Genomic DNA, 25,915 nt, shown 5'->3' on the forward strand with positions numbered 1-25,915 from the left:
GGGGCGGCCGCTCACCGCACTCAATCCTGGCGGGGAGGGCTCGCTGTCAGCCGTTCGACCGCGGCCGTGACGAGCCCTTCCCGCTGGGCGTCCGTGAGCACGTCCGGGAGGGTGAGCTGCTCGACGATCAGCCAGTTGAGCGTCAGATACAGCAACTGGACGGCGGTGGCGTCGCCGGGCAGGCCGGATGCCTCGTGGTAGGCCACGTTGGCTGCGAGGTCGGCCCGCACCTGCTCGGTCAGCACCGCGCGGAGCTGAGGCCGTCGGGTGGCCTCCAGGCGGAGTTCGAGAAGTGCGAGGTAGCCGGTGCGGAAGTCGCTGATCCGGCCCACGAGTTCGCGCATCAGGACCGCGTAGGTCTCCCGGTCCCGAGCACTCGTCCGCTGCCGGGTGATGGTCGCCTCGTCGGGCTGGAGCCGTTCGTAGACGCGGGCGCCCGCCTGGGTGAGCAGGTCGTCGCGGTTGCTGAAGTAGTTGGAGGCTGTGCCGGCCGGCACGGCGGCCTCGGCGTCCACGGCCCGGAACGTCAGGCCACGCGCGCCCTCCCTGGCCAGAACCTCGATGGCGCCGTCCACGAGGGCAGCCCTTCGTTCGTCGTTCCGGCGCACCATCGAGTCCACTCCAGAGGTAGAACCAAGTTCACAGCACTCCGGACAGAGTACTGCGGATGGAGTGGACTCGACGCACCGTACGGGCGTGCTTGTCCTGGGCCGCGTGAGGAGGCCGGGGCGTCGCCCGCGTGCACCTCTGCCGTGCGTCATGCCGCCCGGGTGAGTTCCGCACGGCCGAACAACAGGGCGTATCCGGAGGGGAGTTGGGCGAGGATGCGACCGAGGAGCTCGTCGCCGGCGAGCTGGGCCACGATGCGAAGGACGGTACCGGTGTCCCAGCGTGTGGTGGCTGTCGTGCCGCCCGTGCGGGACGCCAGATCCCTGACGAAGCCCCAGCCGGTGAGGGGTTCGGCCGCGGGGATCTCAGAGGTGAAGGACAGGGCGGCCTCGTGCGGCAGTGCGGCCGCGAGGTCCACGCGTTCGTCGCCGGTGAGCTGGCGCCCGAGAGCGCCCAGCACGGCGTGTACGGACGCTTCGGCCTGTGCGCGAGTGGAGTACGCGCCTTCGTACCGCACTCTTTCCAGCATCTGCTCGAACGTCATGCTCGTGGTGGTCCGGCACAGTTCCTGCTGGGGCATCATCGGTGACGCGTCGCCTTTCTGGTCTGGGGTGATCTCGATGCGGTGGCCGGTTCCGCCTGTCGGCCACCGCTGTTGCTCGGTGAGGGGTGGGTGCGGGGTGTCGCGGTTACTGGATGCGTCGGGGGTGGCCGAACAGCAGGTCGTAACCCGCTGGGAGTTGGAGCAGAAGCCGGCGGGTGAGCTCTTCGCCCGCGGCGTCCGAGGCCACGCTGAGCACGGCGCCCACGTCCCAGGCCGCGGTCTGTTCGGTGGCTCCCTCGATCCATGCCGCGGCGGCCCGCACGAACCGCTCGGGGGACAGCGGCTCGTGCGCCTGGAGCGGATTGAGCAGGATCAGTGCCAGTTCGTCCGGCAGCCGGGCCGCCAGCTCCGCCCGTACCCCGCCGACCAGGTGTGCACCCAGGAGTGCCAGCACCGTCCGGGCTGCCCGCTCGGCCTCTTCGGTGGTCTCGTATGCGCCGCGTTCCTTGATCCGGTCCAGGAACGCCGTCCATCGCATGGCCATCACTGCTCCCTCGCGTGTGTGGTGGCGAGCGGAGGACGGGGGTGGCCACGTAAGCGGCCCGCCCCCGTCTCCGGCGTGGCCGGCAGGGCTCTCAGCCGCTGATCTCCGTGCGGGTGGAGCTGCCGCCGATGGTGACCTTGCGGGGCTTCGCGCGCTCGGCGATCGGGATGCGCAGGGTCAGTACACCCGCGTCGTAGTCCGCCTTGATGTGCTCGGTGTCCAGAGCGTCGGCCAGCACGAGCTGACGGGAGAAGACGCCCAGAGGCCGCTCGGAGAGCTCCACCTGTACGTCCTCCGCCTTGGTGACGGGGCGCCGCTCGGCCTTGACGGTCAGCATGTTCCGCTCGACGTCGATGTCGATCGCGTCCCTGGAGACACCGGGCAGGTCGAGGGCGATCACGTACTCCTCACCCTCGCGGTAGGCGTCCATCGGCATCGCCGTCGGCCGGGACCAAGTCCCGGCTGTGTTCAGGAGCTGCTGGGTGAGTCGATCAAGCTCACGGAAGGGGTCGGTGCGCATCAACATGGGGAAACACCTCCAGTGTTCAGGTCAGGCACTTGCTGCCAATGCGGTTCACCTGCCAATCGTTGTAGCATGTCATCGAAGTGATGACAAGTTGCGTGTCGTCCATGCGATGACACCACGCGCTGGAGGTTTCATGGCCATGGCGGATCAGCCCGACCCCCGCGCCCGGGGTCTTGCCCCCACCCCCTTTCTCGCCACCGCGGCGCTGCGCACGATGCACGACGCTCTGCGCACCGCTCAGACACCGCGGGAGCGGGAGGGGGAGCCCCCGGAGCCTTTCCAGACCAGCTCGGAGCAGGCGCTCACCGCGCTCCTGCTGCTCCGTGAAGTGCGCGACCAGCTCGCCGAGTGGGAACCGGGTCTGATCGAAGGGGCGCGGGAGGCGGGCGCCAGTTGGGCGGACCTGGCCCACCCTCTCGGCGTCTCCAGCCGTCAGGCCGCCGAACGGCGTTACCTGCGTGTACGTCCGGGGAGCCCAGGCTCCACGGGTGAGCAGCGGGTTCGGGCCACGCGCGACCGGCGCGCCGCCGACCGCACCGTCACCGCCTGGGCCCGCGCCAATGCCGCGGACCTGCGCCAGCTCGCCGGCCAGATCACCGCGCTCACCGATCTCCCCGCTGCCGCCCGCAGTCCTCTCGGCGAGCTCACCGCCGCCCTCGCCGAGAGCGACGCTGCGGCGCTGGTCGGTCCCCTCGCGCTCACGCACACTTACCTGGCATCCGGCCACCCCGATCTCGCGGCGCGCGTCGATGACGTCGCCCGCCACACCGACGGGCTCCGTCGGCCCAGCGGTGACCCGGGCCAAGAGCCCCGGAAGTCACCGTGACCTTCAGGCAAGTCGCGCTCAGGACCGAGGCCCGCGCTGGTGCTGAATCCACTTCGGACGGGCCACCGCCCGGCCCGGGCGGCCTCGACGCTCAGTCCCCGCTCCGGACCACTGGCCGTGGTGGTCTACGCGGCGTGGCTGCTCGATTCACGGGCCCGACCCCGCCGTGCACGAACCGACCTGGCCTGCTGTGCGAGGGATGAGGCGGCCCCCTCCCAGTCGGGGTGGGCGAAGGTGAAGCCGGCCGCACGCAGTCGCCCCGGCACCACCCGGCGGCTCTTGAGGAGCAGCTCCGTGTCCGAGCGCAGCGCGAAGGCTCCCAGCTCGGCCATCCAGCGCGTCGCGGGCAGCCCCACCGGGACGCCCCAGGCGGAGCGCAGCGCGCGCATGAAGTCGCGCTGCGGAAGAGGACCCGGTGAGGCGAGGTTCACGGGTCCCTCGAGGTCGTCCCGGGCGATCAGGAACTCCACCGCTCGCACGAAGTCCTCGTCCTGGATCCAGGAGATGTACTGCGCGCCGCCGGCCACCGGACCGCCCAGACCGAGGCGCGCCAGCCGCGACAGCACGTCGAACACGCCGCCCCGATCCGGGCTCATGACCATCGCGGAGCGCAGCGCCACCTTGCGTGTCGCGGGGGTCGGTGCCTCGGCCTGTGCCCGCTCCCAGTTCTGCGCGATCTCGACGCTGTACGCCCAGTAGTCCGGCACCTCGGCCTCCGAGCCGCCGATCACACCGGTTTCCTCGTCGTTGGCCGCGTCGAACCGGTGGGCGTAGACCGTCGCCGTACTCATCTGCAGCCAGACACGCGGGGGCCGCGCGGCGGCGGCGATCGCCTTGCCGACCACCCGTGCCGAGTCCACGCGGGAGTCCATCATGGCCCGCAGGTTCTCGGGGGTGTACCGACAGGAAACACTGCGCCCGGCCAGGTTGATCACGACGTCGCAGCCGTCGATCGCCGAGGCCCAGTGGCCCAGCGTGGCCCCGTCCCAGCCGATGTCGTGCGCCCGCGCGGGATGCCGGGTCAACACCGTGACCTCGTGGCCGGCCGCTGTCAGCGCACGGTCGAGAATCGTGCCCACCTGTCCGGTTCCCCCGGGCAGCACTACCTTCATCGAACCCCCTCGGCTTCGTTCGGCACCACCTTAGCCCCTCGTTTTGAACGCGTTCAACAAAGGGAAGTGTGCGGGGAACTGGCCGTGATCACCTCTGTTCTTCCGGTGCCGCGACGCTTGCCGTGCCGTCGGCCGTGGCGAAGGGCTGCTGACCGGGCCGCCGTGCATCGAGGCCTGCGAGGGTGAGCGTGGCGGTCGCGGCCAGGACGACAACGGCGGCTCCCGAGAGCAGGAAGGCGTTCTTGACTCCGGCGAGGCTGATGGCGGTCGAAGCCACGAAGGGGGAGATTGCCAGGGCTCCTGCCACTCCGGCCTCCCACAGGCCGAGCGCCTTCGCCAGATGCTGGCTCGGTATGCGCTGCTGCACCAGTGCGATCAAGGGAATGTCCGTGAGGGCCGAGGCCAGCCCCGTGGCAGTGAGGAGAGCCGCTGCCACAGCATGGGAGGTGACCGTTCCCAGCGGAGCTCGGAAGATCCCGAGCAGGGCCCACGCCAGCACCGCGGCCAGTGCGAGTCTGCGGATGCGCAGGCCGGCCAGGAGCAGGGCGCCCACCACTTCGGCGACGCCGGTGATGCCGAGCATCAGGCCGTACTGGCCGCCCTGTCCCACGACCACGACCAGCCCGACGGTCAGGAACCCGTTGGTCAGGGCGAGGGCGAGCACGAAGGTCACGATGACCACGAGTACGTCGGGAGCGGCCTGCACTGCCCTGAGCCCGGCGCCGAGATCGGACCACAGCCCCGTCCGACCACTGGTCGGGGCGGGGCGGGCCACGCGGATGGCGGCCACGGCGACCGCCGAACCCAGGAAGGTCAGTCCGTTGACCACCAGCACCGACTGCAGCGAGCCGAAGGCCAGCAGCGGCGCGAGCATGAGCGGGCCGACGAAGAAGGCGGCCCGGAAGGCGACTTGCAGCAGCCCGTTGGCCTGCTGGAGGCGGTCGTCCGGCACGATCTGCGGAACGATGGCGTTGCGGGCCGGGGCGAACGGGGCACCGATCAGCGCCAGCAGCGCCGTGGTCGCCACGAGCAGGGGAAGATTCAGCAGGTTGAGGGAGAGCAGGACCAAAGCCACGGCCACAACGGCCACCCGGGCCAGGTCGGTGGCGATCATCAGCTTCCGGCGGTCGCGGCGGTCGGCGTACGAGGCGACGACGAAGGTGGCCACGAACGCGGGCGCGAACGCGGACACGCTCACCACGGCGACGGCCGTGGGGTCCTTCGTCAGTGACCAGGCCAGCCAGGCGGTCGCGGCGGTGTACAGGCCGTCGCCGAAGCGTGAGATGCCCTGGCCGGCGAAGAGAAGCAGGAAGTTGCGGTCCCTCAGCAGTGACATGGCGGCCACTGTCGGATCCCGTCGGGGGCCGGATCCACTTATTAGGCAGATGACTAATCAGTCGTCGCCGTCGCCGTGCAGGAAGCTGTCAAGGCTGGGAGTCAGACCCGCCACCTGCCTGGACACGAGCCGGTACAGGACGTAATAGCCCTCGCGGCGGCGCTCCAGCAGGCCCGCGTCCGCCAGCACGCGCAGGTGCTTGGACAGGGCGGCCTCGCTGACGCCGACGAGCGGAGCCAACTCCTGCGTGCTGCGCGGGCGTTCGGCGAGCAGCCGGAGGGCGCGCAGCCGGGTGTCGTCGGCGAGCGCGCGGAGTGTGCCGACGAGCTGGGTGGGTGGAATCCTCGGGCGGGCTTCCCGGACGATCGACGAGAGGGGGAAGACGAGCCCGAGGGGCCACGGACCGTCGCAGTTGACGCGTACGTGCGGCCACACATAGGCGCTGGGGGCGAGTACGAGTGTGTCGTCCGGGCCGATGGCGACCTCGTGGTCGTGCGGCCGCTCCAGCCAGAAGCGTTCGGCCTGCGGATCGCTCCGAACCTCCGGCCACAGGCCGCGGAGCATCCCGTACAGGCCGCGCTGCTCGATCTGGTGTCCGGCCTCGCTCACGCCGGCGGCGAGTTCGGGTTCGAGCCGGGCCCATTCCTCCTCGAACGCCTCCCGCCAGTAGCGCTCCAGCATGCTCAGGAACCGTTCGAGCAGCGCGCGGGGATCGTCGAGGAGCATCGAGGCCATCGCTTCGTCGCTTTCCCGTGCGACTCGCTTCCGCAACAGGCCGCGTACCTCCGCTTCGTTCAGCATGTGCGGATCCCTGCCTTCGCCGCCACCTGGCCAGGGCGTCAGCAGGGGGACGGCGAACTCCAGGCGGACCAGCTCCGGATCCGCCCCACGCAGGGCAGCCAGTTCGTCGGCGAAGTCCGCCAGTCCGCCGGTCGGCTGCGGAAAGAGGAACTCGGGGAAGTACGAGCGCACGGCGTAGGAGAACGCCTCGATCTCCCGCTTCAGCGCCGGGGACAGCTTGCGCATCGCACGCACCCAGCCGTGCTGGACGGGGTGGTGCTTGGGCTCCACCAGCACATGAAGACTCAGTACGGCTTCCATCGTCGGCGAGTAGGCGAACCCCACCCGCTCCGCACCACCGGCCGGAACCCGGAACACGATCGTCATGACCCGTCATCCTTGCCTCATGGCGTCCACGACGGGAGCCGCGCCGCGCCGCCAACTCGTGAGCGACATGACGGTGGACGATAGCCCGTGGACAGCTCAACAACACATGACCGAAGTTTGACGGATATCGAACTCCCCGCGATGCCCTCGGTACGATCACGGGATGATTGCCGACGAGCGGATCAGGCGAGCCGAACTCCTCTACGAGCGTGCCGTGTTCGGCGGTGAGAGCAGTGCGTTGGTGTCCGCCGACCGGTGTCTGGACGAGGTCGAGGCGGACCTTGCGCTGACCCGCGGCCGGGTGATCCACGCCCGCTTCCTGGAGGAGCGGGTCGAGGACGCGCGGGAGCTGGAGCTCTTCGAGCGTGCGGCGGAGCTGTACCGGCGGCTCGGTGACGCGCGCGGCGAGGGCGAGGCGGTGTTCTGGGTCGGCACCTTCCACCAAGTGGTCCGTGAGGACGCCGAGAGCGCCGTGCCCGCCTTCGAGCGTGCCCTCGCCCTGGCCACCCGGGCCGACGACCGGCTGACCACGTCCTACGCGCTGCGGCACCTCGGCTTCGCCGCCCACATGGCCGGCCGCCTGGACGAGGCCCGTACGCAGTTCGAGGAGTCCACCCGCCTCCGTCGGGAGCTGGGATTCCTGCCGGGAGTGGCGGCGAACCTGGTCGGACTGGCGTATCTGGCTGCACAGCAGGGGCGGCCGGACGATGCGGCGGCGCTGCTCGACGAAGCGACAGAGCTGGCCGAGAGCACCGAGTCCCACGGCGTGCTGCGCTGGGTGACGGGGGCGCGCGAGGAACTCGGCCTGCGCTGAGTCACACACTGCGACCGGGTACGCCACAAAGGCTTCGTACGACGGGCTCGGCACCACTGACTCTGTCCGGCATGAGGAGTCCGACGAGCCGGAGCGCGAGGTCACGAACCTCCTGGTGAGACAGTGGAGCCGACGAGAGATGGAAGATCGTGCAAATCCGAGAGTGGTGTCGTGATGGATCGTTGCGTGAACCTGCATGAGGTCGAGCTCGACCCGATGTCCCTGGAGGAGGACGACATCCTCGTGGGACGACCCGCAGCCGCTGTGAAGGCCCTGGGCGACTTCAGCGGTACGCAACTCGGCCTGTGGTCGTTGTCGGCAGGCACGGTGCGCGACGTCGAGGCGGACGAGGTCTTCGTCGTACTCGAGGGCGATGCCACCGTGCGGTTCGAGACCGGTGAGAGTGTCGAACTCACCCCTGGCACCTTGGTACGCCTGCACACGGGGGAGCGAACCGAGTGGGAGGTCCGCTCTCCCCTGCGCAAGCTCTACGTGGCAGCCGACTGAGGACGCGGAGGGGATGTGCCGTCCGCTGTCCGGCCGACGTGCCGCCTCGGACGTCGCGCCGTCGGGTTCGCATCCGTCGCACGTTTCATGAGTGAGCGATGACTTCGGGCGGCGGATCGGGTCTGCCCTGACATGACTCGAACCATCACCGACATCTCGGCCTCTTTCGACGGCTGCACCACCGGGCCAGAACCCTGCCCGGACCACTCTCCGGACAACCGGGGCAAGGACCTCGACGTCATCCTGACGGGCGGCGGCGCCCTGATCGGACCGGCTGGTCCACGACGTCTTCCGGTGATCCGATGACCACTGTCGACGTCAATGGGATCTCTTTGGGCATCGAGTCGTTCGGCGACGACGACGCGCCTCTCGTCCTGCTCGCGGGCGGGACGACGATGCTTTCCTGGCCAGACGCCCTCTGCGCGCGCCTCGCCGCCGGCGGACACCGTGTGGTGCGCTACGACCTGCGCGACAGCGGGCAGTCGACGACGGCGGATCCGGAGGCGCCCACCTACACCCTGCGCGGCCTCGCCGCCGACGCGGCCGCCCTTGCCCGCGCGCTCGGCGGGGGACCCGCGCACCTCGCGGGGATCGGCGTCAGCGGGATGGTCGCCCAGGTGGCCGTGCTCGACCATCCGGGCGCGTTCTCGGCGCTCACCCTGGTCGGTACCCGCGCGGTTGCCCCTGGCCCGCCCGACGATGACCTTCCCGGCCATGACCGGGCGACGATGAGCCGGCTGTTCGCGCGTGCGATGCCCGACTGGACCGACCGCGAGGCGGTCGCGGAGTTCGCCGCCGGTGCCGCGGAGATCCTCGGTGACGATCCCGTCGCCGCGCGCGCGATCGCTGCGCGCATCTGGGACCGCACGCCCGGCACCGCATCCCCGGTCCAGGCGGCCAACCAGCTGGGCATGGTGTTCTCCCGACTCGACTGCAAGCCCCGCTGGCGCGAGCGCCTGCCCGGGATCGAGGTCCCCACGCTCGTCGTCCACGGCTACCGCGACCGGTTCTTCCCCGTCGGCAACGGCGAGGCGATCGCGCGCGAGATTCCCGGGGCACGACTGCTCGTCCTCAAGGAGGCCGCCACTGCGATCCCCGACGCGGCGGTCGGCGAGGTCACCGAGGCGATGCTCACGCTCGGGCAGAGGAAGGCGGGTCCCGCGGATCCGGCCTCCTCGTAGCCAGGGCCGGCGGCGGTTCGATCGGAGCGTTCCCGACAGCACGCCCCGGCCAGCAGGATCGCGGTCCACGGTCGGAACCCCCAGCCATCGAGCGGAGCACCCAGCCATCGGGTGGAGCATTCAGCCATCGGGCAGGGCGCGGAACCGCGGTCCGGTTCTGCGCGCCTGTCGAAGTGCGGGCCTCGGCCGGCGGTCCGTCCGAGCCTGCACGTATATCGCGTTGTGAGTCCAGGGGGCGCCGCCATAGGGTCGTCGTCATGTCTGTACGTCTTCGTATGCGTCAAGCACTGCCGGAAGCGATGCGCGCCCGTGACAAGGCCGCGGTCAGTGCCCTGCGCACTACGCTCGCTGCGCTGGACAACGCCGAGGCGGTGTCTGTGGACGAGTCGGAGCTACGCGGCATGGCCCTTGAGCAGTCCCCGGTCGGGGCCGGCGCCACCGAGGCCGTGCGGCGTGAACTGAGCGAGAGCCGCGTGATGGAGGTCGTGCGGTCCGAGGCCACCGAACGACTGGATGCTGCGGCGCAGTTGACCGCGCCCGCGCATGCGGAGCGAGCCGCGCGGCTCCGCGCGGAGGCCGCCGTGCTGCTTCACTTCCTCGAGGCTTCCGACGCCGCGTAGGACAGGGCGTTCCGCCTCGCGGCAGGGTGACGGGCCGTACAGCCCTCAGCTCAGCGAGGCCGCCACGGTTCCTCCACCACGACCGTGACGCTGTGGTGTAGGGCTAGGGTCGGGGTGGAGGGCTACGGGCGCGGTTCAGCGGTTTTCGAACAAGGCGATGGTGTCCGTGTCGGCGAAACGCGGCGCTTCCGCTTCCGCGACCATCAGGGCGGCGATTCCCGCGCGCGGTGCCATGGGAGGCATCATCCGAGGCCTGAACCCCTCGGCACGGATGAGGCTCCCGTCGTCCTGGTAGGGCTTGTTGGTCAACGGCCCGGCGTGGACCGTGGTCCCGCCTGCTTCGCGGACGGCGCGGCCGGACGCTCCCTTGGCGTCCCACTCGTGGCGCAGGATGCGTTTGAGAAGGGCTCCGTTGAACGCGCCGAGCGCTCCTTGGGTCGCCCCCATGCCCAGCGAGGTGAGCCAGATGACGCGCGGCGCGGCCGACACGATCTGTCGGGCGCCCTCGATGAGGATCGCGGGGTCCTGCTTCTTGGTGATGCCCAGACCACTGACGACGACGTCGGCGTCCTTGACGGCGTCGGTGACGCTGCCGGGATCGGTCACGTCCGCCCGGACCGTGCGCAGATTTCCGTAGGCCGGTGCTTCGACCTGTTCCGGCCTGCGGGCCAGGGCTATGACGTCATGCCCGCGCTCCAGGGCGCGCGCGATCACCAGGCGGCCGGTCTGTCCGGTGGAACCGAGTACGGCGATCTTCACGATGGTCTCCAGTCGTGGCAGGGGAGGAAGGCGAGGTCGGGTGTGCAGGCCCGACCCTCTCGGCCGTTCGCCTTTGACGTTAGGACCAGCCATCATTAACTTCAAATGCAATCTGGCTAAGACTGGATTTACTCACATGCAACTGGATTTGAATCTGCTCACCGCGCTCGACGCCCTGCTGGAAGAAGGCAGCGTGACGGACGCCGCCGCCCGGCTCCACGTGTCCACCCCGGCGATGAGCCGCACCCTCGGCCGCATCCGCCGGGCCACGGGGGACCAGATCCTCGTGCGTACCGGCCGGACCATGACTCCCACACCCCGTGCCCTCGCTCTGCGCGCGACCGTGCACGACCTGGTCCAGCAGGCCCATTCGGTGCTGTCCCCGCATACGGAAGTCGATCTGACGGCGCTGGAGCGGACGTTCATCCTGAAATGGCACGACGCGCTGGCCGCGGCGGCCGGGCCGGCCCTGTTCCACTCCTTGCGCGCAGAAGCTCCCGGAGTGTGTCTACGGTTCCTGCCTGAGGCCAGTACCGACATCCAGGACCCGCGGCGGGGAGACATCGACCTCGAAGCCGGATCCAGTGAGCCCTCCTCGCCCGAGATCCGTCACGAGATCGTGGGCCATGACCGGCTCGTACTCGCCCTGCGTCCCTCGCACCCCCTGTGCCGCGGCCCGCTCGCCCTTGAGGACTACGCGGCCGCCGAGCACATCACCGTCTCCCGCCGGGGGCGGTTGCGTGACCCCATCGACGACGCGCTGGAGGCCCGTGGAGTGAGCCGGCAGGTAGTGGCTTCCGCTCCCACCAACGCGACAGCCCTGCAGTTCGTGCGCCATCACGACCTCGTCGCGGCGGTCCCCGAACTCATCAGCCGCCCCCTCCTGGACGACCTCGGCCTCCGTACCCGGCCTCTGCCGCTGACGACGCCGGCCATCCCGATCCACCTCGCGTGGCACCAGCGCTACGACAACGACCCCGCCCACGTCTGGCTGCGCGGGCAGGCCCGCACGGCTCTTCGGCGCGCCTGCAACCCCACCGACGCCACGGCCGGGTGACACATGACGTGCCGCGAGAGGGTGCGAAGGAGGTCAGACGGCCAGGGCCTGCTCGACGGTGGGATGGCTGGGGATGACCTTGTCCAGGCCGACAAGCTGAAGGACCCGCAGTACCGCTTCCTGTGCGCCGGCGAAACGCAGCCATCCGCCTGCCTCGCTCACCTTCTGGTGAACGATGACGAAGACGTTGATGCCGCTGGAGTCCATGAAGGTCACGGCGCTGAGGTCCACCACGGTCCGCGGCGACGCGCTCTCGGCGGACAGCAGGGCCTTGATCAACTCGTCCTTGACGGTGTGGTCGATCTCGCCGCGCAGGGTGACCACCCGGATGTCGCCGACCGTGGTGTCGCTGATCGACAGCTGGCCGGACTGGGCTGCTCCGTGGGTATCTGTCACCGTTTCCTCGACTGCGCTCACTGATGGGGCTCGGACTCCGACACGTCATGCGCTGCAAGCCTGCCCAGATGGAACAGGGAACAACCGTTCGGTACTTTAGCCGAGTTCAAGGCACATGTGAGAGATGGTGCGGGGTACATGCAGGTGTGAACGGGGGAACAGAGGTGGACCCGGTGGAATCAGCTCCCGAGAGCGATGGTGAGGGCGACGCGGTGCATGGTGCCCGTCCGATCCAGGATGCCGTCGCCCTGGACGGCGATGGCCCTGTCATCGCCCAGGCGCGCCATCGTGCGGCGGACTTCCTCGCCCGGGTGCGGTCCGAGCACGGCCTGCCGGTGTCGGCGCGCGCGATGGACCTGACCCAGCTGGTGGTCAGCGAGCTGGTCACCAACGCGCGCAAGTACGCTCCCGGGCCGGTGTTGATGGGGCTTCGTATCTGCGGGGCCCTGGTGGAAGTCGTCGTCTGGGACAGTGACCCGGTCCTGCCGGTGGCCAGGGCCACCGACGCGGGCAGGGTCGGACAGCACGGTCTGGAGATCGTCATGGCGGTCGCCCAGGGTTTCGAGGTCCAGCGGGAACCGGTCGGCAAGCGCATCACCGCGCGCATCGCTCTCCTGGACGATCCTGACGGGGACCTCGGCGGACGGCGCCCCCAGTAGCGCCCGCGAGACGGCGAACAGGCCGAAGTGCAGAGCGTGGATCTCGCCAGTGCGTCGTGCCGGCCCCGCCTCCCTGGCCGGCGGGTTCCGGCATGGGCCTGAGAGCCCTGCCTACTTGACTGGCCCGGACAGCCGTTTGACTTCCTGCGCGGCTTCACGTGCGGTCCGCTCAGCGCGTTCCGCGGCCAGAGCGGCCTCCCGGGTCCGTTTCTCGGCCGCCTTCTGTTCCTGCGCGGCCAGGTGGAGTTGTTCGCGCGCCAGGCGAAGTCGCTGCTCGGCCGTGGAGACTTGCTGACGGGCCCGATCATGCCTGTCTCGTGCCTGAGCGAGTACGGCCTCGGCGTCCGTCTGTTCGGCATGCCGGCCATGGAGGTGCCGGTCGGCGATGTCGGCCGAGGTGCGGGCCTGGGCGAGCTGTTCCCGTCTCAGGCGACGCCGCTCGGCGAGTTCGTCCCTGGTCCGGGTCCGCGGCGCCGCTCGGGGTGGCGCCGCCGGTGGTGCGGTCGGCGCGTCGGTGGGGGAGGGGAAGTCCGACGGCGGGGCGAGAGCGGCCTCCAGGCGGCCGGTGGCCCACCGGTCGGCCGCGTCCTCGTCGGCGAGTACGGCGCGCAGCGTGGCTTCGACACCCTGCTGGGCGGTGTCGGACAGCTGGTGCCCGCCCTCGGCGGCAAGCCGGCCGGCCTGCCGGGACAGTGCCGAGACGATATGGCGGCGCTGCTCGGACAGCTCCTTGATCCCACTGGCGTCCAGGGTCTGATAGGCCTCGCGCAGCGCGCCTCCCAGTTCGAGGAACCGTTGGCACTCCTGCGGACGGGAGCGGAGCAGCAGGTTCGCTGCCCAGGCGGCGAGCGTGGGTCGGCGGGCGGCACGGATGCGACGGGCGTCCTCCACCTGCCCGGCCGCCTTGGTGAGGGCCGCCAGTTCCTCACGACGGGAGACGAAACCGGGCGGCGGCGTGGTGTAGAGCTCGTCCAGAAGGTTCTCCACGTCGTGGCCTTTGCCGGTCCGCCCGCCTTTGCTCCGCATGATCATCAGATTCCATCAACCCGGCCTGCCCCGCATGCGGAGGGGAGAGCGAAGGCCGGCCCGCGCACGGGTCACCGGTGTGTGGTGGGCGGCTGCCGCACTTGACCCGCCGAAAACCCTTGACGAGACGACCCGTCTCGTCTAGTTTCATGTCCATCGGTCCGCAGTCGGTCTCCTTCTGCTCGCCGCACCGCCCTGTTCACCCAGCCAAGGAGTGCTCTTGCACTGTGCTTCCGTCGACACCACCCTCGCCGCCACCCCTCCCACCGTGTCCCAGATCGCTCTCGCCGAGGTGACCAAGCGCTACGGCGACCGCATGGTGCTGGACCGCGTGTCCTTCACGATCCGGCCGGGAGAAAGGGTCGGCATCGTCGGCGACAACGGCTCCGGGAAGTCCACGCTCCTGCGACTGCTGGCAGGACAGGAGCCCGTCGACAACGGCAGCCTCACCGTCGTCGCGCCAGGAGGGACCGGTCACCTTCGCCAGACCCTCGACCTGCCCGGTTCGGCGAGCGTGGGCGACGCCGTGGATCACGTACTGGGCGAGCTACGGGCCCTGGAGCACCGTATTCGTGTCGCTGAGACCACCCTGGGCACAGCCGGTCCTGCCGAGTTGGAGGGCTACGCCGCACTGGTGGCCGAATTCGACGCGCGCGGCGGGCACGGTGCGGACCGCCGGGTCGAGGTGGGCCTGCGCCGACTCGGCGAGCGCGCGCCACTGGACCGGGAGCGTGCGCTCGGCACCCTCTCCGGAGGTCAGCGCTCCCGGCTCGCGCTCGCCGCGACCCTGGCCCTCGCCCCGGAACTGCTGCTGCTCGACGAGCCGACGAACGATCTGGACGACGAGGCCGTGGCCTGGCTCGAAGGACGCCTGCGCCGCCATCGAGGCACGGTCGTCGTGGCCACGCACGACCGGGCGTTCCTGGAGCGCGTCACCGATACCGTCCTGGAGGTGGACCACGACCGGCGCACGATACGGCGCTACGGCAACGGCTACGCCGGCTTCCTCGCCGCCAAGGCGGCGGCCCGGGCCCGGTGGGTGTGGAACCACGAGCAATGGCGCAACGAGGTCACCCGACAGGAACACCTCGCCGACACCGGTATCGGACTGCTGGCCGAGATCCCCCGCAAGGGTCCGTGGGCGTTCAGCGGCGCCGGCGCCTTCCGGGCCCGCTCACGGTCTCACGGTGCACAGAGCCGCATCCGGAACGCACGCGAACGGTTGCAACGGCTCAGGGAGCACCCCGTGCCGCCGCCCCCGCAGCCACTGCGGTTCACAGGCCGCGTCGAGGGCACACCGACCACCGAGGAGGCATCAACGGCAGTTCATCTGGAAGACGCCCTGGTCGAAGGGCGGTTGTCCGTTCCGTCACTGGAACTCGCCCCTGGGGACCGACTCCTCGTCACCGGCCCCAACGGCGCCGGCAAGAGCACCCTTCTCCACCTGCTGGCGGGGGAACTGACACCTGACGCCGGTGCCGTGCGCCGACCACACCGGGTCGGCTTCCTACGGCAGCAGAGCGCGCCCGATGACGCCTTCGACACCCGGACGCTGCTCGCGGCCTTCGCGGACGGCCGGGCGGGACAGCCCGACGAGCACGCCGACACTCTCCTTGCGACCGGCCTGTTCCACACCGGCGACCTCACTGTTCCCGTACGCGACCTGTCCGTCGGGCAGCGCCGCAAACTCGAACTGGCACAGCTCGTGACGGCCGGCCCACTGGATCTGCTCCTGCTCGACGAACCGACCAACCACCTGGCTCCCGCCCTGGTGGAAGAGATCGAGGCAGCACTGGCCCACTACACCGGCACGCTGGTCGTGGTGACGCACGACCGGCTCCTGCGCGAGCGCTTCCGCGGGCGCCGCCTGGAACTGCCCCTGGACACCGGGACGACGCACCAGAAATGAGGACCCGGAGAGATCCCTCGACCGTCCGCCCGATCGGGTCAGGTGCGGCGCGCCTCGGCTGTGCGGGCGGGCGTCGGTGGAGGATCGGCGGGGCGGCGGCCCTGGCACGGGCTGCCGGGAACCGCCCCACCGTGTGAAGAGGTACGGCCTTGATTCAGCTTGACGACCCGCTGACCCTGTCCCTCATCGACCGGGTGCTGGAACTGGTCCGGGACGACACCCTCGGCATTGCGCCGAGCGCGACGTGAGCGCCGCACCGCGCGGGGACGCGCCGGGTGGCGGCCGCTACGGCGAAGCCGTCTTCCGTCCGGAACAGACAGGCGAGGGCGAGCGCATCGACTTCGGAGCCCTCGCCTACGACGACATCACCATGAAGCGACTGCGGGCACTCGGGGCAGGCCCGGGGTGGCACTGTCTCGACGTGGGTGCCGGTACCGGCACGGTCTCCCGCAGACTGCTGGACGAGGCAGGGGTGGCGAGCGTGCTCGCGGTGGACCGCGACGTCCGCTTCCTCGTGGAGCGGGCTGGGCCCGGGCTCGACGTACTGGAGGCCGACATCACCGACCCGGAGGTCGTGCCCGGCCGGTTCCGGCTCGTGCACGCGCGCTTCGTACTGATGCACCTCCCTGAACACGCCCGACTGATCGGGCAACTCGCCGAACTCGTCGAGCCCGGCGGCGTGCTGGTCCTCAGCGACGCGGTCGACCTGACGAACGACCAAACGCCCGGCACGCCGTACAGCGTGGCGATGCGGGCGATGTGGCAGGGGCTGGGGGCCACCATCGGCACCGATGTCTCCTGGGTGCCGTCGTACCCGCACCTGCTGCGGGCGGCGGGACTCGCGGCCGTCGCTGCCGAGATCCATGTGCCCCCGATGTCGCCGGGCAGTCCCATCAGCCGCTTCTGGGCGGACACGTGGGAGCGGAGCAGGGCAGCGATGCTCGCCACCGGCATGGTCGACGACACGGCCGTCGACGACGCGGTCCGGTACCTGGACTCCGACGAGTGCGCTGCGCTGTCGGCAGGCATGCTCACCGCCTGGGGGCGGAAACCGGAGGCGGACCCTCGATGACCGGCCCGGCCGTCGGCCATGCCGCTCGAGCGCGCAAACGCTCAGGGGCCGACTGAATCGCACGCCACGACGGGGTGCGCCGACCGCGCCGCAAGCAGGTCCCGGTCGTCCTCGCCGAGGAGGAGGACCGTGCCCCGTTCGGGGCGTCCGGACACCTCGATCAATGTCCCGTACGCCTCGGTCCACTTCCCTGACCTGCCAAAATGGTCGCAGTAGGTGATGTTGCGGAGACTCGGGGAAGTAGGTGCGGCAACCGACAGGAGGTTGCCGTGGAGAGTGGAGATCTGGAACTTGGCGAGTTGCTGACCGCTGCGGAGGCGGCTCCGCCCGGGGAGTCCGTCGATGTGGTAGCACACGACCTGCAGAAGCGGTTCGGTGCCGAGCAGGTGTCGTTCCTGTTCGTCGACCTCATCGGCCGGCGGGTGGTGCGGCTTGCGGCGGCCGGTGGTGACGCCGCCGACGACGTCGAACCGGTCGACCTCCAGAACAGCGTCTATGACAGCGTTCTGCAGAGTCAGCGCCAGCATGTGGAACCGGACGGCCAGGGCGGGCTGCGCGTCATCACGCCGGTCAGCAACCGCGGTGACTGCATCGGCGTACTGGAGGTGACCTTGCAGGCCGCGGACGAGACCGTGCTGCGGCAGGTCCGCGACGCGGCCCACGCGCTGGCCTACATCATCGTCACGGACCGTCGTTTCACCGACCTGTACCACCTCGGTCGGCGCACCACCGAGACCAGCCTGGCCGCGGAGATCCAGCATCAGCTGCTGCCGTCGGCCCCGTGCTGCGAGGCGCCCCAGTTCACCCTCGCCGCCGGGCTGGTACCGGCCGACGACATCGGGGGTGACACCTACGACTACACCCTCGACCGCGGCACCCTGCACCTGTCCATCACCGACGCGATGGGCCACGACACGAACTCCGCGCTGCTGGCCACCCTGCTGGTCGGCGCGCTGCGGCAGGCCCGCCGCAGCGGCTGTGACGCCCTCAAGCAGGCCCGCCACGCCCACGAGGCACTGCTGAGCCACAACCGCGGCCTGGCCACCGGACAGCTGCTGTGCGTCGACCTCGACACCGGCCTGTGCGAACTGGTCAACGCCGGACATCCCCGGCCGCTACGGGTGCGCGACGGCGTCGTCGAAGAGGTCGGACTCACCGCGAACCTGCCCTTCGGCGTGGCGGCACCCACCCCCTACCGCCTGCAGGAACTCCAACTGCGCCCCGACGACCGCCTGATCCTGCTCACCGACGGCATGCAGGAACGCGCTGCCGCCGACGTCGACCTGCCCTCGGTCATTCACGAGACCCGCGCGCTGCACCCACGGGAAGCCGTCCGGAGCCTGACCGCCGCGGTCCTCGACGCCTGCCGAGGCACCCTCAGGGACGACGCGACGGTCCTGATACTGGACTGGCACGGCAATCGCCGTTCCGCTCCCGATTCCAGACCCGCCGACCGAAGCAGTTCCGGCGGACCGCCCGGCAGCGGCCGGTGACGGTGAACCTGCGCCCGCTCGGCGTCCGTCGGGAGTTCCGGCTCGCGTCGCGAGAGCTGCCCGGGGGCTCTGCGGACAACGAGAGCTCCCGGGCAGGACGGCCGGTCGTGCCCGGAGTTCACTGCCGGGGGGAGTCAGACATCCGAGGCCATCGGTTCACGTACGCGATGCCCTCGGTCAGGAGCCCGAGGGCCGCGTTCCCTCGGGATCGGTGCTTGCCGGGGTCGTCAGAATCGCGCTCGCGACGACGTCGAAGAGGTGGTCTGCGCGTGGGGCCAGCGAGGGTTGGTCGCCGAGCCACGCAAGCGCCGCGATCAGCGCGAACAGATCCGTGCCGTCGATGTCGCGACGTGCCGCGCCCACGGCCTGGGCGCGGGTGAGGAGCCGCGCACCGGCTGCCCGCAGGGTGACGCACGAACCATGAAGCGCGGACTCGGTGTCGTCGATGGCGGCCGCCATCAACACGGTCACGCCCCGGTACTCGGTCGTCCACGCGACACAGTCGCGCAGCCACGTGACGAGGGCTTCCTCGGGTGAGTACGACGTCTCGAGTTCGCCCGCCCGCGCCGTGAGTTCGCCGAAACTCGTGTGGAGCAAGGCCTCGAGCAGCGCCTCCCTGGTGGGGAAATGACGCAGCAGCGTCGCGAGCCCGACCTCGGCCCTGCGCGCGATGTCGCGCAGTGACACGTCGACGCCCTGCTCGGTGATGGCGGTGCCCGCGACTGCGAGCACGTGGTCGCGGTTCTTCCTGGCGTCGGCCCGCATCTGCCCCCCTTGACTATCCGGATCAGTGGTCCATATATTCGGATCAGTGAACCACTTATGTGGAGCGCTGATCCGAATAAGGCTATCCCGCGATGCGGGCAGGAGAGAACGATGCCGACACGCACGATGAGGGCGATCCGGATCCATGAGCACGGCGGCCCGGAGGTTCTGCGATACGAGGAGGTGCCGATCCCCGAACCGGGACCGGGTGAGGTGCTCGTTCGCGTGCACGCGGTCGGTGTCAATCCTCCGGACCGGTACCTGCGCGAGGGGCTGACGAGGATGCCGGGGGAGACGGAGTCGACGGTCGGCCTGCCGGTGATCCCGGGGACGGATGTGTCGGGAGTCGTCGAGGCGGTCGCAGCGGACGTGGACCGTCTCGACGTCGGTGACGAAGTCTTCGGTCTTCTGCGTTTTCCCAGCTTCGACGGCAGCGCGTACGCCGAGTACGTGGCCGCGCCCGCGACGGACCTCGCGCGCAAGCCGGCCGGCATCGACCACGCGCACGCGGCTGGAGCGCCCATGGCCGGCCTGACGGCCTGGCAGTTCCTCTACGAGGTCGGGCACGATCACCCTTCGCCGTTCCAGGAGGCACGGCATCGCCCGACGGCACTCGACGCCGACACGACGGTGCTGGTCAACGGCGCCGCCGGCGGCGTGGGGCACCTCGCGTTGCAGCTGGCGAAACGGAGGGGCGCACGGGTCGTCGCGGTGGCATCGGGCGCACATGAAGCGTTCTTGCGCGAGCTCGGCGCCGACCGGTTCATCGACTACACCAGGAGTCGCCCCGAAGAGCTCGTGCGTGACGTCGACCTCGTGCTCGACACCGTCGGTGGCCCGGACAGCCGGCGCTTCCTGCGCACGCTCAAGCGCGGCGGTGCCCAGTTCCCCGTGCTCCCCGGGGAATTCGACGCGGAAGAGACCGCGAAACTCGGCGTCACGGTGTCGAGTGCTCAGGTCCGCTCGAACGGCGCGCAGCTGGCCGAGCTGGGGCGCCTGCTCGACGCGGGCACGGTTCGCGTCGCGACAGACAGTACGTTTCCGCTCGCGGACGCCCGGGCAGCGCACGAACGCGCCGCACGAGGGCATGTCCAGGGCAAGATCGTGCTCACGGTCTCCCAGGAGCGAGCCGGTTCATAGCCGCATCCGGCGCTCGGCGGGAGCGGTGGCCGAGACTCACCGTGACCGAATGGCGCCTTGTTGACCCCTGGGCACTCCAGTCACTGTGGCGGGGCACGACGACCGATGACCGACCACCATCGGAGATCTCATGCTGCGGGTGCACTTCACCAGTGACGATCTTGCCCGGGTGCGTGTCGCGACGGGGCCCGACCCCTTGTGGGAGCTCACCAACAGCTTCCAGAGTCTCGCCGCCGGAGCCCGCGGTGTCCCCGGGCTCGCCGCATGGCGGCGCCAGGTGCGCGTGGGGCTGCCCCCGGCCTGCGCGCCGCTGACCGTGCTGCTGCCTCCGCGCGGCTACTCACCCGACTTCCTCACCCCCGATCTCCGCGGGGTCTCCGAATTCGAGAGTGCGCTCGACACCGTACTCGGCACCTCCCGCGACCGCCTGAGAACGGACCTGTCCACACTCGCCGCCGAACGGCCGAAGCCACTTCCCGCCGGGGTCCGCGCCTTGGCCGAGGGCAGGACCGGGGCGCTGCGCGGACTCGGTGCCGCCCTGCGTGCGTACCATCGGCACGCCCTCGTGCCCATGTGGGCGCACCTGCGGGCTCATGTGGAGGCGGACCTCGCGCTGCGGGCCCGGGCCATGATGGAGGGCGGCGCGGAGGGGCTGTTGTCGGGCTTCAAACCCGTACTCCGCTGGCAGCCACCCGTGTTGGAGGCCGACTACCCGGTCGAGCGGGAGATCCGTCTCGGCGGTCGCGGGCTCCAGCTGCAGCCGACCTTCTTCTGCTTCCGCACCCCCGTCGCGCTCGCCGACAGCGATCTGACACCGACACTCGCCTACCCCCTGCAGCACGCGCTCGGCGAGCCTGCTCTCGCAGGTTCCCCCGAGTCGCTCGGCGCCCTGATCGGGCGGACCCGCGCCGCCATGCTGGAAGCCGTCGTGACCGGCCGCACCACGAGCGAGCTGGCCGAACGGTGCGGCATCTCAAGGCCCGCCGCCAGCCAGCACACCGCCGTCCTGCGCGAGGCCGGTCTGCTGTTGAGCGTGCGCCGCAGCAAGCTCGTGCTGCACACCATCACTCCGGCCGGGCTTGCGCTCCTGGAGAGCGCGCCGGGGCAGCGCCGCACTGACCGGTCTGATCGCCGCGACGCTTAAGCCACAACTTCACCGTGTGGCGGCCCGGCACCCGCGCTGACAGCCTGACGGGGCGTCACAGCGCGGGTCGGCACACCACGGGCCAGGGGGAAACCGTTGCGAGCAAGCACCATCAGCATTGCCACCGTCACAGCGGCCGCACTGGCCGGGGCCATCGCCGTCGGCACGACGATCGCGGGTCCGGCCGCCGACTCCGGCCGACCGGTGGCCGGATCCTCGTCCGCCGGCCCGGCACGTGAACTGACCGACGTCGAACGAAGCCGTGTCGAGCAGGCCGAGCAGCGGCTCATCAGGCAGTGCATGGCAGAAGCGGGATTCCGCTACTGGGTTCTCACGCCGCTCAGCCCGGAGGAACTGCGCGCCTTCGCGCACCCGTTCGTGCTCAACGACGTCTCCTGGGCGCGGGAACACGGGTACGGCGGACTGATCCAGCAGAAGTTCTTCACTCTCAAGAAGCGCGACCCCAACCTCGCCTACCGCAACCGCCTGTCCCGCGCGGAACGCACCCGGTACCTCACCGCCCTCAGCGGCGGCCCGGACACCCCGGTCCGCTCCGTACGCCTGCCGGCCGGGGGCTCCATCCGCAGCGCCGTGGGCGGCTGCGAGGACGCGGCCCGCAAGAAGCTGTACGGCGACCCCGGGACCTACTTCCACGCCAACAAGATCGCCACCAACCTCACAGCGCTGTACGTGCCGAAGCTCGTACGCGACAAGCGCTTCACCACCGCGCTCGGGGTCTGGTCCCACTGCATGCGCCGCGCCACCGGGCGTGCGTACGCCGACCCCGAAGCCGTACAGGCCGATCTGCCAAAGCGCACCGAAGGACTGAGCGGTGCAAAGAAGCAGGCCGCCGAGGTGGAACTGGCCGTGGCGGAGAGCACCTGTGCCCGGCAATCCGCACTGGCCAGGACGCTGGAGAAGCTGGACCGCGAGTACGGCGCCCCGGTGCGCGAGCGCTACTCCAAGGAGATCTCCACCAGCGCCCGGATGCAGTGGGCGGCCCTGGTGGCGGCCAACCGGAGCAGCTCTTCCTCGAACTGACCGACTGTCCATCCGTATCAATTTCACGATCAAGGAGAAGCCATGCGGAAGATTCGTGCTGCCCTGGCAGCGGTCGGACTGGCCGTCGCCCTTGGCACCGCACTCCCGGCCACGGCCCAGGCCGACTCGGCCGGTGCCCAGGGGCCCAACTGCGACGCCCAGTACAACGCTCACCGGGAGGACGGCAACATGCGCGCCTACCTCCTGACCGACTGCAGCAACCTGCTCGGCACGGCGTCGGGCAACGATGCCAACTGGGGTGACAACAGCGGGCCCTTCACCGCCGCGGACGACAACTTCGCCTGGTCCGTGCTGAACACCGGTACGTACTCGGGCGGCGTCAACAACGTCCAGTTCTACGACCTCGCGAACTCGGGAGGCGGCACGGGCTGTCTGGCGCGCGGGGAGCTGTACGTCGACGACCTGAGGGACAACACCTTCAGCAACGGGGTGCGCGCCTCGAACGCCATCAGCTCCCACCGCTGGACGTCCGGCTGCTCAAACCGCTGGACCTGATCGCACCGGCACAAACCCCGGCCCGCCGCATGGATGTGCGGCGGACCGGGGTGTGCCACCGCCGAAGCGGCGTCACCGCGTGACTCCGTCGGCACTCAGGATTCGGACACGCCGTCGGAGGCCGCCGGCTCCTGCGTCAGCCATTTCTCGAGGTGTTCGGCGTTGCGCAGTTCGCTCTCCACTCGCTGACGTTCCGCCGCGGTGAGCTGGATCAGCGACAACTCCCGGGTCCGCACCTCGATCTCGTCCTGCTCGTCCAGGGCGGTCGCGAGCTCGATGAGTGTCGCGAGCGCCAGCGCCCGGTCGACGGGCTGAGCCTTCGGCCCGTGCCTGCGCAGCGCCGATCTGATCGCCCGGAAAGCGGCACGGTCGTCGTTCTTGAACTCGCGGAAGATACGGGCGTTGTCGAGAGCCTTCTCCAGGCCGTGCAGCTTCTTGGAGCCGCCGTACTCCAGCTCCGCCGGCTCGTCCCGCTGGATGAAGATCAGTGAATTGCCGGACGGGTCGATGAGGGTGAACCGGGTCTGCCCGGGGCGGAAACGCGTGATGCGTGGGCACCCGGCCGCCAGCACCTTGCCGTAGGCGGCCCGCATGGCCTGGGTGAACGCGGCGTGGTACGGAGCGACCGTGTCGACCATGACCAGACAGCCCCCGCCGTCGTCCCGGCTCGGGTCGTATCCCCGGGGCGGTTTGCCGAAATGCACCTCGAAACCGCTCCAGCGCAGAGCGAGGTAGAGGTACGGCTTGGTCTGCTGGTACGTCACCTCGAAACCGAGAGCCTGGTAGAACTCCAGCGTCCCCTCCACCGTCGAGCACGGCAGCAGGGGCACTGTCGTCTCATTCGCGTACGTCGTCTCCGTCAAGGTTTCCGGCAACAGCTCTCCCACTGTTTTGAGGCTCCCGTGTGCCCGGTCCGCCTGCGCGTAGCGGTGCGATCGGACCTCGACCGTATGCCCCCGCACCCATGCTAGTCAAAGTTTTCTAGTGATGGGGGGCGACCCAGGGCAGGGCGGGCGGCGGGGTCAGTGGCGTGCGAACTGGACGCGCGTGGGCTGCACGGCTTCCGCCCGCAGCGCGATCCCGCTGACGGTGAGTTGCTCTCCGTAGATGTCGGTGAGCCTGATCGTGCCGCCACAGCCACCGCCGTCGGCAGCGAGGAAGTAGTTGTAGTCGGTGCGCGTCAACTGGCGCCAGCCGCTGCCGGTGCGGACCTCCAGGCGCGCGAGCGGATTGCGGTGGCCGATCGCCTGAATGGCACACCAGTAGGGGCTGGACCCGGTCTTGTAGCGGATCGAGATCGTGTCGGACGTGCTGGGGCTCAACAGGCTCCAGGTGATCGCGATCCGGCCGGTCGAGGGAGCGGCCAGTTTCGCGAAGGCCTGTTCGCTGAGGTCGAGTTGTCCGGGTGCGCAGGGCGACGGGCATTCGTTGGTGATCCGGACCGTGACGGAGGCGCCGTTGGCGGCGCGGACGAGCACGTGGGCGCCGCAGGCCTTGGACGTCTGGTAGTCGGTGGTGTTCATGGCCGCGATCATGAGGTCGTCGCTCGGGCCGTACGAGCAGGCGCCGTCGCCGGTCCCGGCGTCGTAGAGGGTGGCGACCCCTTGGTAGGTGACGTTCGGTCGTATCCGTCCGGCCAGGGACGTCGTGGCGGGAGTCGTCCGCGGGGAACTGGTGGCCGAAGCCCGCGCCTTCGGCTTGGCCGAGCCGGCCGTGGCGCTCGGAGAGGACGCGGACGGGGAGGCCTTGGACGGCTTCTTCTTCGGGGGTGTCGGCGGGAGGCTCTTCTGGGAGCCGGCGACGGGGGTGGCCGTGGTGCGCTTGGTCTCGGCCTTGCTGTCGGGCTGCAGTGCCATGGCCACGCCCACGAGAAGCGCCGTGGCCGCCAGCGCCGCGGCGCCGCCCATCATCAGCCTGCGTCTGCGCTTGTGACGCCGGGCTGCCTGCCTTGTTTCGTGCATGGTCATCCGTTCGGAAGAGCGTGTCGGTGTGGCGCTGCTCAGTGGTCGCCGGAGACGAGAAGGTTGCCGCCGATCTTCAGCAGAGTCGAGCGACCTGGTCGAGGCTCTGGTTTTCCAGGGCCACTGTCCTCGGTGTCGTCGGCGGGAACAAGGTGGTTCGTGCGGTTCGTGTGCTTCGTGGTACTGCTGGAAGGCCGTAGCCGGCCGGCTGGGGCGGGCAGGCGGCGGAGGTGACGCCTGGCGGTGCGTCACGGACGGCAGTCGAAGCATCCGCGGGGTGGGTACGGCCGAGAGCGCGGCCGACGCGGGAGCCGGTGCAACGGATCGAGCTTTTTTGTCGGCACGGACGTAACCTTCCGGCCAGGAGGTCGATACGTCCGGGCAGCCGGTGAACAGTCCGGGCGCCGGCCCCTTTGTCCTTGCCTTCGGAGGCGGGTTGTCGATGCGGTTGCATCCGGGTGAGCCCGAGGCGGTCGGCTGGCGGGTGGTGACCGTCCTCGACGCTGTCCGACAGCTGTGCGCTGTCTCCCCCGACGTCAGCGGACGTCCGCGAGTGATCGCGATCGACGGGCGGGGTGGAGCCGGAAAGACGACCCTTGCCGAGCGGCTGGGCAAGGTGGTGCCCCACTCGGCCATCGTGCACACCGATGACATCGCCTGGAACCATGCCTGCTTCGACTGGGGTGCCGCGCTCGCCGAGAACGTTCTGCAGCCCCTGCACCGGGGCGAGGCGGTGGACTTCCGCCCCGATGCCTGGATCGCCCATGACCGGCCCGGATCGATCACCGTCCCTGCCGGCGCCGACATCGTCTGGATCGAGGGCACCGGCGTCATCCGTGAAGAACTGGCCCCGTGGTGGGACGCCTCGGTGTGGATTCAGGGTGATCTCACCGAGCAGGAGCGCCTGTTGACGGCACGCGACGGTGACAGTTCCGAGCAGCGGGAGCACGTGGCGAACTGGCTGCTGGAGGAACTGCCGTTCATGCTGCGAGAACAGCCGTGGGCCCGAGCCGACATGATCGTGGCCGGCCCTCCGCGGATCGACCACGACCCGGACTCCGAGGTGGTCGTGGCTCCGCCGGTCAGGCCCTGACAGCGCGACCGTCAGGTCTGTCCCGACCGCGTTGAAGAGCCTCCGCAAAGAACGCGAACCGGCCCCGGGAGCGCGGTTGTTGTCGTGACCGGGCCTCG

The 25,915-nt window shown here is 70.1% G+C and carries 28 protein-coding genes; 15 read left to right on the forward strand and 13 right to left on the reverse strand.

All coding sequences use genetic code 11. From position 1 onward, the window contains the following. Positions 1-20: 20 nt before the first annotated feature. The 4 genes from KUF83_RS21810 to KUF83_RS21825 form a co-directional block, all read right to left on the reverse strand. Complete coding sequence (locus tag KUF83_RS21810; RefSeq protein WP_217456425.1) at positions 21-611, reverse strand: TetR/AcrR family transcriptional regulator; 591 nt, start codon at positions 609-611, stop codon at positions 21-23. A 146-nt stretch (positions 612-757) separates the two neighbouring features. Then, the gene (locus KUF83_RS21815) at positions 758-1,192 is read right to left on the reverse strand and encodes a DUF2267 domain-containing protein (RefSeq protein WP_374106118.1); all 435 of its coding nucleotides are present in this window, start codon (positions 1,190-1,192) and stop codon (positions 758-760) included. A 106-nt stretch (positions 1,193-1,298) separates the two neighbouring features. Then, positions 1,299-1,697: a DUF2267 domain-containing protein gene (locus KUF83_RS21820; protein ID WP_217456427.1), complete on the reverse strand. Its 399-nt coding sequence runs from the start codon at positions 1,695-1,697 to the stop codon at positions 1,299-1,301. A 91-nt stretch (positions 1,698-1,788) separates the two neighbouring features. Then, positions 1,789-2,223 carry an Hsp20/alpha crystallin family protein gene (locus tag KUF83_RS21825; protein WP_217456428.1) on the reverse strand — a complete coding sequence of 145 codons (435 nt, stop codon included), beginning with the start codon at positions 2,221-2,223 and terminating at the stop codon, positions 1,789-1,791. 133 nt (positions 2,224-2,356) lie between these two features. On the opposite strand from KUF83_RS21825, the gene KUF83_RS21830 reads away from it, so the two are divergent. After that, entirely contained in the window at positions 2,357-3,049 is a 693-nt protein-coding gene (locus tag KUF83_RS21830) for a type III effector protein (RefSeq protein ID WP_217456429.1), read from the forward strand. A 125-nt stretch (positions 3,050-3,174) separates the two neighbouring features. Here KUF83_RS21830 and KUF83_RS21835 read toward each other — a convergent pair whose 3' ends face one another. From KUF83_RS21835 to KUF83_RS21845, 3 genes are all read right to left on the reverse strand, one after another. Beyond that, the gene (locus KUF83_RS21835; protein WP_217456430.1) at positions 3,175-4,161 is read right to left on the reverse strand and encodes a TIGR01777 family oxidoreductase; all 987 of its coding nucleotides are present in this window, start codon (positions 4,159-4,161) and stop codon (positions 3,175-3,177) included. An 88-nt stretch (positions 4,162-4,249) separates the two neighbouring features. Next, a complete protein-coding gene (locus KUF83_RS21840; RefSeq protein ID WP_217456431.1) occupies positions 4,250-5,497 on the reverse strand; it encodes an MFS transporter in 1,248 nt (415 codons plus the stop codon). Between the two features lie 57 nt (positions 5,498-5,554). After that, the gene (locus tag KUF83_RS21845; RefSeq protein WP_217456432.1) at positions 5,555-6,664 is read right to left on the reverse strand and encodes a DUF5937 family protein; all 1,110 of its coding nucleotides are present in this window, start codon (positions 6,662-6,664) and stop codon (positions 5,555-5,557) included. A 163-nt stretch (positions 6,665-6,827) separates the two neighbouring features. Between KUF83_RS21845 and KUF83_RS21850 the strand changes: the two genes are divergently transcribed. The 4 genes from KUF83_RS21850 to KUF83_RS21865 all read left to right on the forward strand — a co-directional run bounded on the left by KUF83_RS21850 (position 6,828) and on the right by KUF83_RS21865 (position 9,786). Then, entirely contained in the window at positions 6,828-7,478 is a 651-nt protein-coding gene (locus KUF83_RS21850) for a tetratricopeptide repeat protein (RefSeq protein WP_217456433.1), read from the forward strand. Positions 7,479-7,664: 186 nt separating this feature from the next. Next, positions 7,665-7,985, forward strand: a complete 321-nt coding sequence (locus KUF83_RS21855; RefSeq protein WP_217456434.1) for a cupin domain-containing protein — start codon at positions 7,665-7,667, stop codon at positions 7,983-7,985. 302 nt (positions 7,986-8,287) lie between these two features. Further along, positions 8,288-9,166, forward strand: coding sequence for an alpha/beta fold hydrolase (locus KUF83_RS21860; RefSeq protein WP_217456435.1), 879 nt, complete (start codon positions 8,288-8,290; stop codon positions 9,164-9,166). A gap of 299 nt (positions 9,167-9,465) precedes the next feature. Next, positions 9,466-9,786, forward strand: coding sequence for a GatB/YqeY domain-containing protein (locus KUF83_RS21865; RefSeq protein WP_254644207.1), 321 nt, complete (start codon positions 9,466-9,468; stop codon positions 9,784-9,786). A gap of 135 nt (positions 9,787-9,921) precedes the next feature. Here the strand turns inward: KUF83_RS21865 and KUF83_RS21870 are convergent, their stop codons facing one another. Then, complete coding sequence (locus KUF83_RS21870) at positions 9,922-10,545, reverse strand: NAD(P)-dependent oxidoreductase (RefSeq protein WP_217456437.1); 624 nt, start codon at positions 10,543-10,545, stop codon at positions 9,922-9,924. A gap of 136 nt (positions 10,546-10,681) precedes the next feature. Here KUF83_RS21870 and KUF83_RS21875 point away from each other — a divergent pair, with 136 nt between their 5' ends. Then, positions 10,682-11,602 (forward strand): LysR family transcriptional regulator, encoded by a 921-nt coding sequence (locus KUF83_RS21875; protein WP_217456438.1) that lies wholly within the window; start codon positions 10,682-10,684, stop codon positions 11,600-11,602. Positions 11,603-11,635: 33 nt separating this feature from the next. On the opposite strand, the gene KUF83_RS21880 is transcribed toward KUF83_RS21875, so the two are convergent. Continuing rightward, positions 11,636-11,998, reverse strand: a complete 363-nt coding sequence (locus tag KUF83_RS21880) for an STAS domain-containing protein (protein ID WP_308403086.1) — start codon at positions 11,996-11,998, stop codon at positions 11,636-11,638. Positions 11,999-12,171: 173 nt separating this feature from the next. On the opposite strand from KUF83_RS21880, the gene KUF83_RS21885 reads away from it, so the two are divergent. Further along, the gene (locus KUF83_RS21885; protein WP_308403087.1) at positions 12,172-12,657 is read left to right on the forward strand and encodes an ATP-binding protein; all 486 of its coding nucleotides are present in this window, start codon (positions 12,172-12,174) and stop codon (positions 12,655-12,657) included. 111 nt (positions 12,658-12,768) lie between these two features. On the opposite strand, the gene KUF83_RS21890 is transcribed toward KUF83_RS21885, so the two are convergent. Continuing rightward, the gene (locus KUF83_RS21890) at positions 12,769-13,683 is read right to left on the reverse strand and encodes a hypothetical protein (RefSeq protein WP_217456439.1); all 915 of its coding nucleotides are present in this window, start codon (positions 13,681-13,683) and stop codon (positions 12,769-12,771) included. 220 nt (positions 13,684-13,903) lie between these two features. Between KUF83_RS21890 and abc-f the strand changes: the two genes are divergently transcribed. The 3 genes from abc-f to KUF83_RS21905 all read left to right on the forward strand — a co-directional run bounded on the left by abc-f (position 13,904) and on the right by KUF83_RS21905 (position 18,157). Next, positions 13,904-15,592 carry a ribosomal protection-like ABC-F family protein gene (gene abc-f, locus KUF83_RS21895; RefSeq protein WP_374106120.1) on the forward strand — a complete coding sequence of 563 codons (1,689 nt, stop codon included), beginning with the start codon at positions 13,904-13,906 and terminating at the stop codon, positions 15,590-15,592. Between the two features lie 244 nt (positions 15,593-15,836). Continuing rightward, positions 15,837-16,664 (forward strand): trans-aconitate 2-methyltransferase, encoded by an 828-nt coding sequence (locus KUF83_RS21900; protein WP_217456440.1) that lies wholly within the window; start codon positions 15,837-15,839, stop codon positions 16,662-16,664. Positions 16,665-16,933: 269 nt separating this feature from the next. After that, positions 16,934-18,157, forward strand: a complete 1,224-nt coding sequence (locus tag KUF83_RS21905; protein WP_217456441.1) for a PP2C family protein-serine/threonine phosphatase — start codon at positions 16,934-16,936, stop codon at positions 18,155-18,157. A 177-nt stretch (positions 18,158-18,334) separates the two neighbouring features. Here the strand turns inward: KUF83_RS21905 and KUF83_RS21910 are convergent, their stop codons facing one another. Then, on the reverse strand, positions 18,335-18,922 hold the full coding sequence (locus tag KUF83_RS21910) for a TetR/AcrR family transcriptional regulator (RefSeq protein ID WP_217456442.1): 588 nt from the start codon (positions 18,920-18,922) through the stop codon (positions 18,335-18,337). 111 nt (positions 18,923-19,033) lie between these two features. On the opposite strand from KUF83_RS21910, the gene KUF83_RS21915 reads away from it, so the two are divergent. The 4 genes from KUF83_RS21915 to KUF83_RS21930 all read left to right on the forward strand — a co-directional run bounded on the left by KUF83_RS21915 (position 19,034) and on the right by KUF83_RS21930 (position 22,763). Continuing rightward, the gene (locus KUF83_RS21915) at positions 19,034-20,062 is read left to right on the forward strand and encodes an NADP-dependent oxidoreductase (RefSeq protein WP_217456443.1); all 1,029 of its coding nucleotides are present in this window, start codon (positions 19,034-19,036) and stop codon (positions 20,060-20,062) included. Positions 20,063-20,192: 130 nt separating this feature from the next. After that, positions 20,193-21,206 (forward strand): helix-turn-helix transcriptional regulator, encoded by a 1,014-nt coding sequence (locus tag KUF83_RS21920; RefSeq protein ID WP_217456444.1) that lies wholly within the window; start codon positions 20,193-20,195, stop codon positions 21,204-21,206. A gap of 96 nt (positions 21,207-21,302) precedes the next feature. Continuing rightward, complete coding sequence (locus tag KUF83_RS21925; RefSeq protein ID WP_217456445.1) at positions 21,303-22,247, forward strand: hypothetical protein; 945 nt, start codon at positions 21,303-21,305, stop codon at positions 22,245-22,247. Between the two features lie 42 nt (positions 22,248-22,289). After that, positions 22,290-22,763, forward strand: a complete 474-nt coding sequence (locus KUF83_RS21930; RefSeq protein WP_217456446.1) for a hypothetical protein — start codon at positions 22,290-22,292, stop codon at positions 22,761-22,763. Between the two features lie 95 nt (positions 22,764-22,858). Here KUF83_RS21930 and KUF83_RS21935 read toward each other — a convergent pair whose 3' ends face one another. Both KUF83_RS21935 and KUF83_RS21940 read right to left on the reverse strand, forming a co-directional pair. Beyond that, complete coding sequence (locus tag KUF83_RS21935; RefSeq protein ID WP_254644127.1) at positions 22,859-23,638, reverse strand: glyoxalase; 780 nt, start codon at positions 23,636-23,638, stop codon at positions 22,859-22,861. A 147-nt stretch (positions 23,639-23,785) separates the two neighbouring features. Then, the gene (locus tag KUF83_RS21940; protein WP_217456447.1) at positions 23,786-24,724 is read right to left on the reverse strand and encodes an expansin EXLX1 family cellulose-binding protein; all 939 of its coding nucleotides are present in this window, start codon (positions 24,722-24,724) and stop codon (positions 23,786-23,788) included. Between the two features lie 442 nt (positions 24,725-25,166). Between KUF83_RS21940 and KUF83_RS21945 the strand changes: the two genes are divergently transcribed. Beyond that, the gene (locus tag KUF83_RS21945; RefSeq protein ID WP_254644128.1) at positions 25,167-25,817 is read left to right on the forward strand and encodes a uridine kinase; all 651 of its coding nucleotides are present in this window, start codon (positions 25,167-25,169) and stop codon (positions 25,815-25,817) included. Positions 25,818-25,915: the final 98 nt, after the last annotated feature.

Source organism: Streptomyces sp. BV286 (assembly GCF_019090165.1).
Lineage (GTDB): Bacteria > Actinomycetota > Actinomycetes > Streptomycetales > Streptomycetaceae > Streptomyces.